15 protein-coding genes are annotated in these 14,405 nt (G+C 73.7%); 8 read left to right on the top strand and 7 right to left on the bottom strand.

What is annotated here, in order from left to right; translation table 11 throughout:
* Nucleotides 1-114 precede the first annotated feature (114 nt).
* Entirely contained in the window at nucleotides 115-786 is a 672-nt protein-coding gene (locus AB0I22_RS25980) for a class I SAM-dependent methyltransferase (protein WP_363133310.1), read from the top strand.
* 10 nt (nucleotides 787-796) lie between these two features.
* Here AB0I22_RS25980 and AB0I22_RS25975 read toward each other — a convergent pair whose 3' ends face one another.
* The gene (locus AB0I22_RS25975) at nucleotides 797-2,326 is read right to left on the bottom strand and encodes an aldehyde dehydrogenase (NADP(+)) (RefSeq protein ID WP_363133309.1); all 1,530 of its coding nucleotides are present in this window, start codon (nucleotides 2,324-2,326) and stop codon (nucleotides 797-799) included.
* 124 nt (nucleotides 2,327-2,450) lie between these two features.
* Between AB0I22_RS25975 and AB0I22_RS25970 the strand changes: the two genes are divergently transcribed.
* From AB0I22_RS25970 to AB0I22_RS25960, 3 genes are all read left to right on the top strand, one after another.
* Nucleotides 2,451-3,221 carry an IclR family transcriptional regulator gene (locus AB0I22_RS25970; RefSeq protein ID WP_363133308.1) on the top strand — a complete coding sequence of 257 codons (771 nt, stop codon included), beginning with the start codon at nucleotides 2,451-2,453 and terminating at the stop codon, nucleotides 3,219-3,221.
* An 83-nt stretch (nucleotides 3,222-3,304) separates the two neighbouring features.
* Nucleotides 3,305-3,688 carry a hypothetical protein gene (locus AB0I22_RS25965; RefSeq protein WP_363133307.1) on the top strand — a complete coding sequence of 128 codons (384 nt, stop codon included), beginning with the start codon at nucleotides 3,305-3,307 and terminating at the stop codon, nucleotides 3,686-3,688.
* Complete coding sequence (locus tag AB0I22_RS25960; protein ID WP_363133306.1) at nucleotides 3,675-4,127, top strand: hypothetical protein; 453 nt, start codon at nucleotides 3,675-3,677, stop codon at nucleotides 4,125-4,127. Before AB0I22_RS25965 ends, AB0I22_RS25960 begins: the two co-directional genes overlap by 14 nt.
* 90 nt (nucleotides 4,128-4,217) lie before the next feature.
* Here AB0I22_RS25960 and AB0I22_RS25955 read toward each other — a convergent pair whose 3' ends face one another.
* Nucleotides 4,218-5,462 (bottom strand): hypothetical protein, encoded by a 1,245-nt coding sequence (locus tag AB0I22_RS25955; protein ID WP_363133305.1) that lies wholly within the window; start codon nucleotides 5,460-5,462, stop codon nucleotides 4,218-4,220.
* A gap of 403 nt (nucleotides 5,463-5,865) precedes the next feature.
* On the opposite strand from AB0I22_RS25955, the gene AB0I22_RS25950 reads away from it, so the two are divergent.
* On the top strand, nucleotides 5,866-6,330 hold the full coding sequence (locus tag AB0I22_RS25950) for a hypothetical protein (RefSeq protein WP_363133304.1): 465 nt from the start codon (nucleotides 5,866-5,868) through the stop codon (nucleotides 6,328-6,330).
* A gap of 14 nt (nucleotides 6,331-6,344) precedes the next feature.
* Here the strand turns inward: AB0I22_RS25950 and AB0I22_RS25945 are convergent, their stop codons facing one another.
* On the bottom strand, nucleotides 6,345-7,571 hold the full coding sequence (locus tag AB0I22_RS25945; protein WP_363133303.1) for a hypothetical protein: 1,227 nt from the start codon (nucleotides 7,569-7,571) through the stop codon (nucleotides 6,345-6,347).
* Nucleotides 7,568-8,521: a 5-dehydro-4-deoxyglucarate dehydratase gene (locus AB0I22_RS25940; RefSeq protein WP_363133302.1), complete on the bottom strand. Its 954-nt coding sequence runs from the start codon at nucleotides 8,519-8,521 to the stop codon at nucleotides 7,568-7,570. Before AB0I22_RS25940 ends, AB0I22_RS25945 begins: the two co-directional genes overlap by 4 nt.
* Before the next feature lie 208 nt (nucleotides 8,522-8,729).
* On the opposite strand from AB0I22_RS25940, the gene AB0I22_RS25935 reads away from it, so the two are divergent.
* A complete protein-coding gene (locus AB0I22_RS25935) occupies nucleotides 8,730-9,617 on the top strand; it encodes a hypothetical protein (RefSeq protein ID WP_363133301.1) in 888 nt (295 codons plus the stop codon).
* Nucleotides 9,618-9,694: 77 nt separating this feature from the next.
* On the opposite strand, the gene AB0I22_RS25930 is transcribed toward AB0I22_RS25935, so the two are convergent.
* Both AB0I22_RS25930 and AB0I22_RS25925 read right to left on the bottom strand, forming a co-directional pair.
* Entirely contained in the window at nucleotides 9,695-10,801 is a 1,107-nt protein-coding gene (locus tag AB0I22_RS25930; RefSeq protein WP_363133300.1) for a winged helix DNA-binding domain-containing protein, read from the bottom strand.
* Nucleotides 10,802-10,929: 128 nt separating this feature from the next.
* Complete coding sequence (locus tag AB0I22_RS25925; protein WP_363133299.1) at nucleotides 10,930-11,508, bottom strand: DinB family protein; 579 nt, start codon at nucleotides 11,506-11,508, stop codon at nucleotides 10,930-10,932.
* Nucleotides 11,509-11,618: 110 nt separating this feature from the next.
* Here AB0I22_RS25925 and AB0I22_RS25920 point away from each other — a divergent pair, with 110 nt between their 5' ends.
* On the top strand, nucleotides 11,619-12,692 hold the full coding sequence (locus tag AB0I22_RS25920) for a WYL domain-containing protein (protein WP_363133298.1): 1,074 nt from the start codon (nucleotides 11,619-11,621) through the stop codon (nucleotides 12,690-12,692).
* Nucleotides 12,693-12,801: 109 nt separating this feature from the next.
* Here the strand turns inward: AB0I22_RS25920 and AB0I22_RS25915 are convergent, their stop codons facing one another.
* The gene (locus tag AB0I22_RS25915; RefSeq protein ID WP_363133297.1) at nucleotides 12,802-13,191 is read right to left on the bottom strand and encodes a VOC family protein; all 390 of its coding nucleotides are present in this window, start codon (nucleotides 13,189-13,191) and stop codon (nucleotides 12,802-12,804) included.
* Nucleotides 13,192-13,458: 267 nt separating this feature from the next.
* Between AB0I22_RS25915 and AB0I22_RS25910 the strand changes: the two genes are divergently transcribed.
* Nucleotides 13,459-14,280: an NAD(P)-dependent oxidoreductase gene (locus tag AB0I22_RS25910; RefSeq protein WP_363133296.1), complete on the top strand. Its 822-nt coding sequence runs from the start codon at nucleotides 13,459-13,461 to the stop codon at nucleotides 14,278-14,280.
* Nucleotides 14,281-14,405 lie beyond the last annotated feature (125 nt).

The following is a 14,405-nucleotide window of genomic DNA, read 5'->3' as shown; positions in this document are numbered from 1 at the left end:
TACGCCCGGCACCGGCCCCAAGCGGGTGGCGGCGCGAGAGGCGTCCGTACGCCCGTACGAACCCTCACCGGGCGCACTCCCCGAGCCGTGCGCTTGCCGGTAGCCTCCCGGCGCATGACGCATCCCCGTGACGTACGGCAGACAGGACGCACGCGCGAGTACTGGGAGTCCACCGGGGCCGCCCACACCTTCACCCATCCGCTCGATCGGGAGCTGCTCGCCGCCCATCTGCCCGTGGACGGGCGGATTCTCGACTACGGCTGCGGGTACGGCCGACTGGTCCTGGAGCTCACCGAATTGGGGTACCGCGACGTGCGGGGCGTCGATCCGTCGGCGGCGCTCGTCGCGCGCGGTCTCGCGGACCACCCGGAGCTGCGGCTGACGCGGCTGCGCGCGCTGCCGCTGCCGTTCGCCGACGCGTCGTTCGACGGGGCGCTCCTCTTCGCCGTCCTCACCTCGGCCCCCGACCCGGTCGCGCAGGAACGCGCGGTCGCGGAGCTGGCCCGGCTAGTGCGGCCCGGCGGCGCGGTGTACGTCAGCGACATACCGCTCCAGACCGACGAGCGGAGCCGCGCCCGCTACCGCGCGCAGGAGGCGAGCACCGGCACGTACGGCGTCTTCCGCATCGAGGACGGCGGGACCTTCCAGCACCAGCCGCTGGAGCGGTTCCACGAACTCTTCGGCCGCCATGGCTTTTCGGTGGCCGAGGAGCGCCGGGACGTGACGCCGACGCTCGACGGCGGCACGGACCTCAGGGTCCAGCTGATCGTGCGCCGGGCGGCTTAGACACAGGCGCTCAACTCTCGCGGCGGCCGTCCACGCGGCGGGGCAGTCCCAGCGGGTTGCCGTCGCGCAGCTCGGGCGGGAGCAACGCGGCCGGGGCGCCCTGGTAGGCAACGGGGCGCAGCCAGCGTTCGACGGCGGTGGCGCCGACGGAGGTGGAGGTGGAGGTGGTCGCCGGGTACGGGCCGCCGTGGTGCTGCGCCTCGGTGACGGAGACGCCGGTGGGCCAGCCGTCCACGAGCACGCGGCCCGCGAGCGGTACGAGCGCGGCGAGCAGTTCCGCGCCCTGGCCCGCCCCCTCCGCCTCCTCGGCGCCGAGGTGGACGGTGGCGGTGAGGTTGCCGGACAGCTGCGCGAGGACCGCGCCGATCTCCGCGTCGTCGGCGTAGCGGACGACGACGGTGACGGGGCCGAAGCACTCCTCCAGCAGGAGTCCGTACGGGCCGCCGGAGGCGAGGAGGTCGGCGGGCACGGCGAGGAACCCGGCGCCGACGGTGTGCTCGCCCGCCGCGCCCGGGACCACGGGGGCCTGCACGCCGGGGAGTTCGGCCCGTTCCCGTACGCCCTCGGCGAAGGCGTCCCGCATCCGGGCGTCGAGCAGGACGCCCGCGCCGGCGCCGCCGACGGTGTCGGCGAGGGACTTCAGCAGCCGGTCGCCCGCCTCGCCGGCCGGGGCCAGGACGAGGCCGGGCTTGGTGCAGAACTGGCCGACGCCCATCGTCATGGCCCCCGCGAGCCCCGTCCCGATCTGCTCGGCGCGCTCCTCGGCGGCGGCGCGGGTGACCACGACCGGGTTGAGGCTGCCGAGTTCGCCGTGGAAGGGGATGGGGCGCGGCCGGGCGGCGGCCGCGTCGAACAGGGCCCGGCCGCCGCGTACCGAGCCGGTGAACCCGGCGGCCGCGACCAGGGGGTGCCGTACGAGTTCGAGGCCTGCGTCGAAGCCGTGCACGACCGTGACGACGTCTTCGGGGAGACCTGCTTCGACGGCGGCGCGGCGCAGCAGGGAGCCGCAGAGTTCGGAGGTGGCGGGGTGGTCGGGGTGGGCCTTGACGACGACGGGGCAGCCGGCGGCCAGCGCGCTCGCGGTGTCGCCGCCGGGCACGGAGAAGGCCAGCGGGAAGTTGCTGGCGGCGTAGACGGCGACGACGCCGAGCGGCACCTTGTAGCGGCGCAGGTCGGGGCGGGGCACGGGCTGGGCGGAGGGGTCGGCGTGGTCGACGATGATGTCGAGGAAGGCACCTTCGTCCACGGCGTCCGCGAAGGCGCGGAACTGGTAGGAGGTGCGGGCCAGTTCGCCGGTGAGGCGGCCCGCGCCGAGCGCGGTCTCCGCGTCGGCGGCGGCGATGAGCCGCTCGCCCGCCCCGTCGAGGAGGCCGGCGGCGGTGCGCAGCAGGGCGGCCCGCGCGGTGCGGTCGGCGAGCGCCGTGCGGGCGGCGTGCGCGGCTCGTACGGCGCGGTCCACCTCGGCCGGGCCCGCTTCCTCGGCGACCTGCTCGTACTGCTTCCCGGTCCGGGGGTCGACGCTCCACACTGGTGCTGCCACCGCGGGCTCCTCCTCCTGCTGGTTGCGGTTCGCACACCGGGTGTTGTTCGATATGCTGAACGCTGTCCCTGATGGTGAATATCCTGGGGACTCTATGGCGGGCCGAACAGAGGGGTCAAGGGCGATGTCAGCTGCCGAGACGGGCGGAGCCCAGGTCAAGTCCGCGGTCCGCACGGTCGAATTGCTCGAATTCTTCGCCGGACAGCCGGGCATGCACAGCCTCGCCGCCGTCCAGGAAGCCGTGGGATACCCCAAGTCCAGCCTGTACATGCTGCTGCGCACCCTGGTCGAGCTGGGCTGGGTCGAGACGGACGCCACCGGCACCCGGTACGGGATCGGCGTCCGCGCCCTGCTGGTCGGCACCTCCTACATCGACGGCGACGAGGTGGTGGCCGCCGCCCGCCCCACCCTCGACCGGCTCTCCGACGACACCACCGAGACCATCCACCTCGCCCGCCTCGACGGCACCAACGTCGTCTACCTGGCCACCCGCCAGTCCCAGCACTACCTGCGCCCCTTCACCCGCGTCGGCCGCCGGCTGCCCGCCCACTCCACCTCCCTCGGCAAGGCGCTGCTGGCCACCTGCACCGACGAGCAGGTCCGCAAGCTGCTGCCGGAGTCCCTGGCGCCGCTCACCGAGCACACCATCACCGACCGCGAACAGCTCATCGAGGAGCTCCGCACCATCCGCGAACAGGGCTACGCCGTGGACCGCGAGGAGAACACCCTGGGCCTGCGCTGCTTCGGCATCGCCATCCCGTACCGCACCCCGGCCCGCGACGCGATCAGCTGCTCGGTCCCGGTGGCCCGGCTGACCCCGGCCCACGAACAGATGATCAAGGACGCGCTCTTCGACGCCCGCGACCGCCTGACGCTGGCGACGCGGCGGCTCTGAACACCCGCACGGGACACGGCGGATGACGCCGGATCGACGGCGAATCACCCTCGTCACCGTGCGTGCCTGGCTACGATTCCCGGGTGACCAACCCCCCTGAGCCGTTGCCGTACCAGGAGACGCACCTCCCCTCCTACAACCGGGCAGCCGCCGACACGGCGCTGGTGCGGCTCCTGCCGGACGAGCGCGATCCGGAGGAGATCCTCATCGAAGGCCCGTGCGTGCGATGCCGGCACGAGGCCTCGTTCCGGGAACCGATCGTGTCCTACCGCGACGCGAACTGGGCGCCGCTGCGGGACCGGCTCTTCGACAGGGTGCTGCGGGCCGCCGCGGCCGGTCTCACCAAACGGGCGGTCACGGTCTACTGCCGCTGCCGCGGCCACCACCCCGGCGCCCCGAACGGCGAGGGCTGCGGCGCCTACTGGACGCTGAACGTCGAGTGGGGAGAGCCCCATGGTCAGGGTTAGCCCGGGGCCGGACGCCACCCCGAGCGAACTGCGCCGCGCGGAGGAACTCCAGGAACTGCGGGTCGGCGAACTCGAAGCGGTGCGCGAACAGGCCGAGAAGTGGCGCACCGGGCTCGGCGGCCTGGTGGGCCTGACGACGGTCGTCGCGGCGCTCAGAGGCCCGGGCGACGCGGCCTCCCTGGACACGGCGGGCAAGATCGCGGCCGGGGCGCTGCTGCTGCTCGCGGTCGCCGTCAGCGCGGCGGGCGGCTTCTCCGCGATGCGCGCCGCCTACGGATTCCCGGCCCGCAGGCTGGCCGAGGCGACGGTGGACGAACTGACCGCGCGGCGCCGCGACCGGCTGCGCCGCGCGTGCCGGGATCTGCGGCGGGCGGTGGTGATGGCCTACGTGTCGCTGGCGATGGTGCTCGGTTCGCTGAGCGTCGACTGGTTCGCCTAGTCGCCTTGGATTGCCTTGAATTGCCTTGGATTCCCTTGAATCGCCTGGCCGTCTGGTTCACCTGATCGCCTGGTTCACCTGATCGTTCGCCTAGCCGTCCCAGGCGGAGGACGGGCGAGCGCCCGCGGCGTGCGCCTTCTTCAACATCGGCACGGTGGCGGTCCAGAGGGCCCGCACGATCTCGTGGACGACGTCCAGCCCCGTCTCGGTCTCGTTCCAGACGCGCTCGAACGCGGCCTCGTCGCCGACGGCCTGCTTCATCTCCGCGGCGAACAGCGCCTTCAGGATCGTCCTCCGGGCGTTGACGCTCGCGCGCTGATGGCGTTCGCCGTCGCTCAGGCCGCGCCACTCGTGTCCGGAGCGGAGCAGCGAGATCGCTTCCGTCGCGATCTCGTTGGCGTGGAAGAAGAGCTCCACGCCCCAGTAGGTGAAGTTGTGGTCATAGCCCTGCCGCCGCATCACGTCGAGCGTGAGGTTGAGCCCCACGCGGTCGGCGTGCCCTTCCAGCGCCAGCGACCACAGCGACTGGGCCACGCGCTCCCCGTCGGCGCCGGAGGCGTCGCGCCGCCCGTCGCTGAGGTGCCCCAGCAGCACATGGGCGTACTCGTGGGCCAGCACGAAGGTCTGCGCGGCCCGCATGATGATGCCGTAGAGGCGCTCGGTCCCCAGCGGTACGCGGTACGCCTCGGCGTGCGACGCGCGGCCCGTCATCGCATAGCTGAGCACGACGTCGGAGAAGCGCGCCAGGGCCCGGCCGTCGCTCCGCAGGTGCGCGCGGACGTCGTCGATCCTGGTCGCGTACGTGAGCCACCCGTCGGGCGCCGGCGACCCGGTGGGCACGGCGAGGGCCACCGCCTTGCTGAACAGGAAGAGGAACTGGAGCAGTTCGGTGTCCACCAGCACGATGGAGTCGCCGGTGTGGGGCGCCCGGATCGTACGCGCGTTGACGTGGCCGAACTCCATCAGCGCGAACACCGGCGGGTCCGCCGCGCCCCGCCGGCGGCCGAGGCGCGCCGCGGCCTCGTCGAGTTCGGCCGCGCAGAGCTGGACCTTCTTGTGGTGGCCGGCGCTCTCGTACGGGGTCGGCGGCCTGATCGAGGATTCGATCTCCTCGAAGTACCGGGTCATCTCCGCGATCTGGGCCCCGGTCGCGCCGGCCGGCATCGCCCGGATGAAGTCGGCCGTCGTCATCGGCTTCGGCTGGCGCGTGCACACGCCTGCTTGCAGCCGTTCCACGAACGCCATGGTGTCGGGGTGGGGTTCGCGGCGGCGCGAGCGGAGCCGCCGGAGCAGTGCGTAGTCCTCGTCGTCCCGCCGCGGCGGTCGTGGATCCATGCGTTCAGTGAATCAGGGCCACGACCGCACCATGGCCGCTTCGCCCGCCCCCGGTCGGTACGCGCCATGCCGTTAAGTGTTCGATCCCCGACCCGCCAGTGGAGGGACCCGGCCTCCGCTCATGCCGCCGAGGCGACGGCGGCGCCCGCCGGTGCGGAGGCGGTTGGCCCGACGGTGCGGAGGCGGGCGGTCCGACGGCGACGGGTGGTCGCGGACCCCACAGGCGGCCGTGAACTCACCAGATACGGCACGTGACGGCGGTGCGAGACCGTCGCTCCGCGCCGGTGGCCGCCCGGTAGCACGGCTGTCAACCGCACGCCGTAAGGTCTGCACATCAACGCGGGCCGCGCAAGGGGGAGTTGCGGTCCGCTCTTCATGCCGATCGCGCCCTGGAGTACCCCTCATGTCCGGCTTCCCGCCGATTCGTACGCCCCGTTCACCGTCCGGCTGGACCATGGCGGTCTTCGGGGCCCTCGCCGCGCTGCTGGGCGTGGTGGGGCTCGTCGCTCCGGAGTCGCTGATAGCGGCGATGGGGCTCGAACCGCTCGGCTCCGCGCACCGCGCGCCGGTCGACCACACGCGTACGTTCATCACGGCGTCGTCGATGGCGGCGCTGAACATGGGCGTGTACTACGTGCTGGCGGCCTTCGCCAACTGGCGCGCCTTCTTCATCTGGACCGTCCCCTTCCGCCTCCTGACCTGCGCCGTCTTCACCCTCGCCGTTCTCTCCGGACGCGCCCCCACGCCCTTCATAGGAGTCGGCCTCTGGGAGGGAGCGGGCGCGCTGGCCACGGCGATAGCCCTGCGGGCCGAACACCGCCGCCGCCTCGCCACCCTCCCGGAACCGGCCCTGCGGTCGGGCGGCTGACCGGGCGCCGGGGCTCAGCCGAGGCGCCGCAACGCCGCCCGTACCGCCGCGAGGTCGGCGTCGGAGGCCAGCCCCGCGTGGTAGAGCCGCAGTTCGTTCGCGCCGAGTGAGGCCGCGTGGGCGGCGTCGTCGGCGAGGGCGGCGGGGCTGCCGCCCATGCCGGAGACGACGGTGAAGTTGGCGGCGAGAGTGCGGTCCGTGGCGCCGTGGCCGGCGAAGGGGCGCAGGATCGCTTCGCGGGCGGCGTCGGGGCCCGTACAGGGGAGTACGACGCCGTCGGCGTGTGCGAGCACGTCGGCGGGGACGACGCCCGCGTTGGCGCCGCAGCGGTGCGGGGCCGGGTCGGCGTGGAGCATGACGCGGAAATCCGGGCGGCCGGCCCCCGCCGCCGCACGTACGGCCGCCACGCACTCCCGCTGGAGCGTGGCCGCGACGGAGTCGCGCCAGCCGCGCGCGGCCTCGGCGAGGTCCGGGCCGAGGAGTTCGCGCACCTCGGCCCACTCCCCCGCCCGGTCGGCCGCGCTGCCCGTCCCGTCCGCCGCGCCCGCCGTCTCGCCGGACCAATACGGCCGCAGGGCCCGTATGGTCGCGGCGCGCAGTTCCTCGGGGTCCGCGCCGTGCTCGGAGTAGCCCGCGGCGCAGACGTCGCAGAAGCACAGCGACATCAGGTACTGGCCCGCGCCGTCCAGCCCCACCCCGCCGATCTTGTCGTGGGCGTGCAGGTGGGCCAGGCCGTACCAGCCGCAGGACTCCAGGTCGGTCCCGGTCGTGCCGGGGCGGGTCGCCGCCTCCGCCGCCAGGTCGACCAGGTACGTACGGACCTCGGGCCGGGCGATGCAGGGGGCCCAGGGGTAGCGGTCGCCGTACGCGTTGCGCACGGAGGTGGCCGGATGCTCCTCGCCCAGGCGGGAGTTGTGCGCGAGGACGACCCAGGTGTGCACGTCGAGCCCCGCTGCGGCCAGCGCCTCCGCGGCCTCGGCGAACGGATCGGCCCCGGCCGCCCACGACTGCTCGTACGGACGCAGCTCGCGCCCCCGCCAGCGGTCCGCGTCCGGCGGGTAGAGGACGGCGGAGTGGCGGGCCGTGACGATGCGGCGGCTCGGGTGACGGGGGGTCAGGGCGCGGGTGGAGTGGTAGGCGGAGGCGAGGGTGACGCGCTGGACGCCGAGGTCCGCGACGCGGCGGGCGGCGTCCGGGTCGCCGACGACGTCCCAGGGGTAGAGGAACGCGGAGGCGATCACTTCGCGGCCTTCGGCGGGACCGCCTCCGCCAGCAACGCCCGCCCCCGCTCGATGAGTTCGGCGAGTTCCTTCATATGGGCGGCGGTCGGTTCGGTCAGCGGGGGCCGCACCTCGCCGACGTCGAGGCCGCCGAGCCGGACCCCGGCCTTGACGAGCGCGACGGCGTAGCCGCGCCCCTGGTTGCGGAGTTCGACGAGCGGTACGTAGAAGCCGTCGAGGAGCTTGGTCACCAGTGCGTCGTCGCCCGTGGTGAACGCCCGGTGGAAGGCGAGGGCGATCTCGGGCGCGAAGCAGAAGACGGCGGAGGAGTACAGGCGCACGCCGATGGCGCGGTAGGAGAGGCCGGTGAGTTCGGCGGTGGGCAGCCCGTTGAAGTAGAGGAACTCCTGCCCGGGGAGTTCGGTGCGGACCGCGCTCACGATGCGCTGCATCAGGTCGAGGTCGCCGTGGCCGTCCTTGAGGCCGATGATGCCGGGGGTGCGGGCGAGTTCGACGACGGTCTCGGGGGTGAAGATCGCGTTGTCGCGCTGGTAGACGATGACGTCGAGGGAGGTGGCCTCGGCGAGTGCGGTGTAGTGCCGCAGCAGCCCTTCCTGGCCGGGCACGACGAGGTACGGGGGCATGGCGAGCAGGCCGTCCGCGCCCGCTTCCTCGGCATGCCGGGCGTACTGCTGGGCGAGTGCGGTCCCGTAGCCGGCCCCGGCGACGACCGGCACCCGGCCCCCCGCCTCCTCGACGGCGGCGGCGACGCACGCGCGGAACTCCTCCGCGGTCAGCGCGTGGAACTCCCCCGTGCCGCAGCACGCGAAGACCGCCGCCGCGCCCGCGTCGACGCCCGCGCGCACATGCGCGCGGAACGCCGCGAGGTCGAGCCCGCCGTCGGGCCCGTACGCGGTCACGGGAAAGAACAGCAGGCCGTCGAGGCGCTCGGCGAGTGCGGCAGAGGTCACGGGCTCTCCCTGGCGTGTACGTGCACGTTTCTGATTGGTGTCCATATTTCTGAACGCGGCCACGCTAAGGCAGCCCGCCGGAGCCGGTCAAGTGCCGGGCGTCGCGCTGCTTTTGTCCGTGCCTTGCTCGCGCGGTACGGGCGAACACCGTCCGAGCCGGCTGGTCGCGGAATTGGCCTCCCCCTGAGGTCAACTAAGGTCAACGCGCATGAACTCTCCCGATGATCAGAGCCTCGGCGTTCCGATAGACGTCCGGGTGCGCCAGGCCGATCTCGGCCGGGACGGCTCGGCGAGCACGATCGGCATGGCCCGCTGGCTGGAAGACGCCCGGATCCGGCTGCGGCTGCGCCGCTTCGAACGCCTCGTCGGCACGGGCGGACTGGGCCCGTTCCAGATCCTGCTCGTCGGCCAAGGCGTCGACCGGCTCGCCCCGGCCGGCCCGACCGGCGCCCGCGTACAGGTGCACACCGGCATTCGCCGGATCGGGAGTTCCTCGTTCACCTTCGCACAGGCGATCATGGCCGGCGACAAGCAGGTGGGGAGCGGCGGCGCCACCGTCGTCCTGGCCGACAGCTCGGGCCCGCTCCGGCTTCCCGACGAACTGGCCGCCGACCTCGCCGAACTGCAACTGCCGGAAGCCGGATCGCCGGCCGCTGCCCGCCCACGCCCGGAGCGCCTGCGACATGCCCACTACGCGCGCTGGGCCCCGCTGCGTTCCCGGATCGGCGACGTCGACTCCAACCAGCACGTCAACTTCCAGGCGCAGGCCACCTGGTACGACGAAGCCGTCGCCGCGTTCGCCATGCACGCGGCCGGGACGAGGGATTCGGGCCCGGTGCCGGATCTGCCCCCTTGGTCGTACCGGATTCAGTATCTCGGCGAGGTGACCTACCCGGGCGACTACGAGATCGGACTCACGGTCCGCTCCGCCGACGCCGAGTCCGTCCACTACGACCTCGGCATCTTCCGCGACGGCACCTGCCTGGGCGTGGCCGACGCCATCGGCCCACGCGGCGCGCTGCCCGCCGAGGCCTTGGACACGGCCCGGGTCGCGGCCATGGACACGGCCCTGGACACGGCCCAGGACGCGGACTGACCGCAGGCTCCCGACGCCCGGCGGCGGGCCCGATGCGCCGACGGCGGCACGGCCCGTTCTTCCCGTTCCATGGGCTCTCAGCCGGACGTGGCGGGGGCCATCGCCACCCGGTCGCTCTCCCCGTCCGAGAGGAAGGACGCCAGGGCCTGCCCCTCCTCGGCGACGGCGGCGCGTTCGGCTCGGGAGAAGGCGCGCAGCGGGGCGACCGTCACCGTGCCGTCCTTCGCGGTCCAGGTCGCGGCGGCCCGTCCGTCGACGAGGACGACGCGGGCGCCGGTGACCGAGAGGCCGCGGTGGGCGTCGTCGATGATCCGGCCGCGGTCCTGGAAGCCGAGGATCGCGTTGTCGAACGCGGGCAGGAACCGCACCGGGGCCGGCGTGTCGGCGTCGGGGCGCGGCGCGTCGGGCAGGTCCAGCAGCTCCCGGCCCCGCTCGTCGCGGAAGCTCACCAACTCCTCGCGCAGCGCGGCGACCGCGGCCGGCAGCCCGGCGAGGCCGCTCCAGGCGCGCAGGTCGGCCGTGGCGGCGGGGCCGAACGCGGCCAGGTAGCGCCGTACCAGCGCCTGGCCCACAGGGTCGGTCCCGTCCACCGCCGGCGGGTCGATCTCGCGCCCGAGCCACGAGGAGAGCGGGACGTTGCGCACCCCGCCCTTCGTGCGCCAGAGCCCGCGCGGCGGCAGTTGCACCACGGGGACGAGGGCCGCGACCAGCATCTCGCCCAGCGCCCGCGGGCCCGGTTCCGGCCAGCGGTCGGCGAGCGCCCGCGCGAGTTCGGTCATCGAGCGGGGTTCGCCGTCCGCGAGCACCGCCCGCCCCGCCGCGGCGAGTTCGCCGAGGTCGACGCCGTCGAGCTCGCGGCGGTAGTTCCCGAGCACCCGTTGGCGCAGCATGGCGTCGTGGCGGGCCCGCCAGGCCAGGGCGTCGGCGGCGGTGACGAGGTGGACGGTGCGGCGCATGAGGTGGGTCCGTACCACTTGCCGCCCGGCCAGCAGCTCCGACAGCTCCGCCGGGTCGAACGCGCGCAGCCTCGACCAGAGCCCCACGAACGGCTCCTGCGGCTCTTGCGCCTGCATGCCGCCGAGGTGCGCGACGGCGTCGAGGGCCGGCAGGCCGGCGCGGTCGAGCAGCAGTTGCCGGGCGAGCGTGGCGCGGTTGAGCGCCCGGGAGTCGAGGACGACGGTCATGGCGCTGTTCCTTTCGAGTACGTACGTGCGTACGAGATGGCCCGCCCCGGTACGAGTACGAGGCGGGACGGGCCAGGGGCGGGACGGACCGGGGCGGGCGGTGGCCCGCCTCGGCCGGCCTGCGCCCGTCAGCCTGCCGTGTGCCCGTCGAGCGACTCGCGCAGGATGTCGGCGTGCCCCGCGTGCTGGGCGGTCTCCGCGATGACGTGCATCAGCACCCGGCGCACGCTGCGCACCGCGCCCGGCTCGTTCCAGGGGGCCTCCGGCAGCGGGTGCGCGGCCGAGAGGTCCGGCACGGAGGCGATGACCTCTTCGCTCCGGGCGGCGACGCGCTCGTAGCTCTCCAGGACCCCGGCCAGGGTGTCGCCGGGCAGCATCTGGAGGTTGTTCTGGTGGTCGATCGCCCACCGCGGGATCTCGCGTGCGGTACCGGCGCCCAGATCGGCCCAGGTGACGCCCTCGGGCAGGTCGTGGCGGAGCGCCGACGGGCCCTCGACGACGAAGCGCAGCCACCCTTCCTCGATGGACGCCACGTGCTTGATCAGCCCGCCCAGGCACAGGGCGCTGACCGTCGGGCGCTCGCCGGCCTGCTCGTCGCTCAGTCCGCGCACCGTGGCGGTCAGCGCGCCGCGGGCGGTCGCGAGCGCGGCGATCAGTTCGGTCCGCTCGGCGTCGAGAGCGGAGGGGGACGTGGTAGTGGCAGTCACAGTGATCGGGTCCTTCTGGTCGTTCTCGTCGTGTGGACGGGACCACGGTCGCAGAGGTAGCGGACAGGTTGTGGCCGCTTCTTGGGTCGGTGTGGGAACGTATGGGAACCATGCCGAAGACGTCAGCGCGACTGCTGTCACTGCTCTCCCTGCTCCAGGCGCGCCGCGACTGGCCGGGGGCGCTCCTGGCCGAGCGGCTGAGCATCAGCCCACGCACCGTACGCCGCGATGTCGACCGCCTGCGCGAGCTCGGCTACCCCATCGCGGCCGTGAAGGGGCCGGACGGCGGATACCGGCTCGGGGCCGGCACGGATCTGCCGCCGCTGCTGTTCGACGACGAACAGGCCGTGGCGCTCGCCGTCGCGCTCCAGATCGCCGCCGCCTCCGGCGCCGGCATCGAGGAAGCCGCGGCGCGCGCACTGACCACGGTGCGGCAGGTCATGCCCGCGCGGCTGCGCCGCCGCATCGACACCCTCCAGGTCACCGCCGTCCAGCAGCCGACGGCCGAGCCGTGCCCGCGGGTGGAGAGCGGTGTGCTCATGACGCTCAGCGCGGCCGTGCACGCCCGTGAGGTGCTCCGCTTCGACTACACCCCGGCCTCCCCGCCGGGCGCGGGCGGCGACGGACCCGCCACGGCTGCGCCGCGCCGGGCGCAGCCCCACCACCTCGTGACCTGGGGCGGGCGCTGGTACCTCGTCGCCTGGGACCTCGACCGCGAGGACTGGCGCACCTTCCGCGCCGACCGCGTCTCCCCGCGCTCCCCCACCGGGCCCCGCTTCACCCCGCGCGAAGTGCCCGGCGGCGACGTGGCCGCCTTCGTGGCAGGCAGGTTCCGCGGCTCCGACGACCCCGGCGGCCCGGGCGACTGGCCCTGCCGCGGCCAGGTGATCCTCGACCTGCCCGCCGCCGACGTATACCGCTACGTCCACGACGGGCTGGTCGAGGAACTCGGCCCGAACCGCTGCCGGCTCACCCTGGGCTCGTGGTCATGGCCCGGCCTGGCCGCCGCCATCGGCCGATTCGACGCGGACGTCGAGGTCGTGGGCCCGCCCGAACTGGGGCGCGCCTTCGCCCAATTGGCCCGCCGCTACGCCCGAGCGGCGACCGGCAGCACACCGCCGCCTCCGGAGCCGGACCCACCGCCGCCCTCGTCACCGCCCTCGTCCCCGCCCTCGGACCGATGAGCCGGACGCGGGTCGGCCCCGGTGCGGGCCGTACGGACAGACGGCACCGGGACCGAAGCCGGGACAGGAGCAGGAACAAGGACCGAGGCCGGGGCCGGAATCGGTGCGGCTACTCCTCGGCGCTGCCGTAGGGCCGGGTGATGACCTCCATCCCGTGCCCGGCCGGGTCCAGGAAGTACAGCCCGCGACCGCCGTGGTGATGGTTGATCTCGCCGGGCTGCTTCAGGTGCGGATCGGCGTAATACGTGATCCCGGCCTCCTTGATGCGGCCGAAAGCGGCGTCGAACTCGTCGTCGGAGACGAGGAACGCGTAATGCTGCATGACGATCGACTCCGCCGGGATGGCGGCGAAGTCCAGGGTGACCGCGTTGCTGGTGTCCACCGGAATGAACGGGCCTGCCTCGGCCCCGACCTCAAGCCCCAGGATGTGCGCCAGGAATTCGGCGGACTCCCGGTTGTCCCGGGCGTGGACGATGGTGTGATTCAACTCGACTGACATACGTGGAATGCCTCCGTAAGGCAATCTCACGGGCGCCTCCATGCCTCACCCGGTCGGTGACCGACACGCGATGCCGTACTGGTGATCCTAAGCAGCACGGCCCGAGGCGTCGAGGCGCGGGCCCGAATCCACCGCCGTCGCCCCGTCGCCGCCCCTCCCGCCGCCCGTTCCGGATGTCTTGACCACGGTCGCCACCGCTCCATAGCGTGTCCACACATCTGAATGGCGTCCGCACATGCAACCGCCCCGCTCGGAGGAGAACCGCCCATGCCCGCTCCCCGTACCGTCCTGCTCACCGGCGCCGCCGGCGGCCTGGGCACCCTGATGCGCGAGTTGCTGCCCGCGTACGGCTACGCGCTCCGGCTCTTCGATGTGCGGCCCATCGAGGGCGAGCCGGACGCCATCACCGCCGACCTCGCCGACAAGGAAGCGCTGCGCGAGGCCGTACGCGGCGTGGACGCGGTCGTTCACCTCGCGGGCATCTCGCTGGAGGCGCCGTTCGAGAAAATCCTGCGCGCCAACATCGAGGGCACGTACAACCTTTACGAGGCCGTGCGCGAAGAGGGCGTGCGCCGCGTCGTGTTCGCCTCCAGCAACCACGCCGTGGGGTTCACCCCGCGCCCGGCGCCGACCCCGGCCGGGCCCGGCGCGCTCATCCCCGTGAACACCGCGCGCCGCCCGGACACTTACTACGGCCTGTCCAAGGGCTTCGGCGAGGACCTCGCCTCGCTCTACTGGGACCTGCACGGCATCGAGACCGTGTCCATCCGCATCGGCTCCTGCTTCCCCGAGCCGACATCGGTGCGCATGCTCTCGGTCTGGATGAGCCCCGCCGACGGCGCGCGCCTGCTGCACGCCGCCCTCACCGCCGACGGCGTCGGGCACACCGTCGTCTACGGCAGCTCCGCCAACACCCGCCTGTGGTGGGACCTCTCCACCGCCCGCGCCCTCGGGTACGAGCCGCAGGACGATTCGGAGCCCTTCGCGCCCGCCCTCGTCGCCGCCCAGGGCGAACTCGACCCCGCCAACCCCGACCACGCCCACCTCGGCGGCCACTTCTGCACCAACCCGCCGATCTGGCCGTACTGACCGGGCGGTGGACCGGCCCCCGCGCCGCACGCCCTGTCCGCCCCGCTCTGCCGCTTCGCCCTGCCCCCAACCGGGCCCGAACGGCAGCCAGGCCGAACGCCCCCACCGGGCCCGGCGAAAGGATC

Origin of the sequence: Streptomyces sp. NPDC050610 (genome assembly GCF_040654875.1) — a bacterium.
Lineage (GTDB): Bacteria > Actinomycetota > Actinomycetes > Streptomycetales > Streptomycetaceae > Streptomyces.
This window is presented reverse-complemented; position numbering and strand designations above follow the sequence as displayed.

What these genes read in the sequence shown, in the direction of transcription:
- AB0I22_RS25915 (WP_363133297.1), bottom strand. Translation starts at nt 13,191, where the DNA reads ATGTCAGTCGAGTTGAATCACACCATCGTCCACGCCCGGGACAACCGG.
- AB0I22_RS25920 (WP_363133298.1), top strand. Translation starts at nt 11,619, where the DNA reads ATGCCGAAGACGTCAGCGCGACTGCTGTCACTGCTCTCCCTGCTCCAG.
- AB0I22_RS25930 (WP_363133300.1), bottom strand. Translation starts at nt 10,801, where the DNA reads ATGACCGTCGTCCTCGACTCCCGGGCGCTCAACCGCGCCACGCTCGCC.
- AB0I22_RS25935 (WP_363133301.1), top strand. Translation starts at nt 8,730, where the DNA reads ATGAACTCTCCCGATGATCAGAGCCTCGGCGTTCCGATAGACGTCCGG.
- AB0I22_RS25980 (WP_363133310.1), top strand. Translation starts at nt 115, where the DNA reads ATGACGCATCCCCGTGACGTACGGCAGACAGGACGCACGCGCGAGTAC.
- AB0I22_RS25955 (WP_363133305.1), bottom strand. Translation starts at nt 5,462, where the DNA reads ATGGATCCACGACCGCCGCGGCGGGACGACGAGGACTACGCACTGCTC.
- AB0I22_RS25950 (WP_363133304.1), top strand. Translation starts at nt 5,866, where the DNA reads ATGTCCGGCTTCCCGCCGATTCGTACGCCCCGTTCACCGTCCGGCTGG.
- AB0I22_RS25910 (WP_363133296.1), top strand. Translation starts at nt 13,459, where the DNA reads ATGCCCGCTCCCCGTACCGTCCTGCTCACCGGCGCCGCCGGCGGCCTG.
- AB0I22_RS25970 (WP_363133308.1), top strand. Translation starts at nt 2,451, where the DNA reads ATGTCAGCTGCCGAGACGGGCGGAGCCCAGGTCAAGTCCGCGGTCCGC.
- AB0I22_RS25960 (WP_363133306.1), top strand. Translation starts at nt 3,675, where the DNA reads ATGGTCAGGGTTAGCCCGGGGCCGGACGCCACCCCGAGCGAACTGCGC.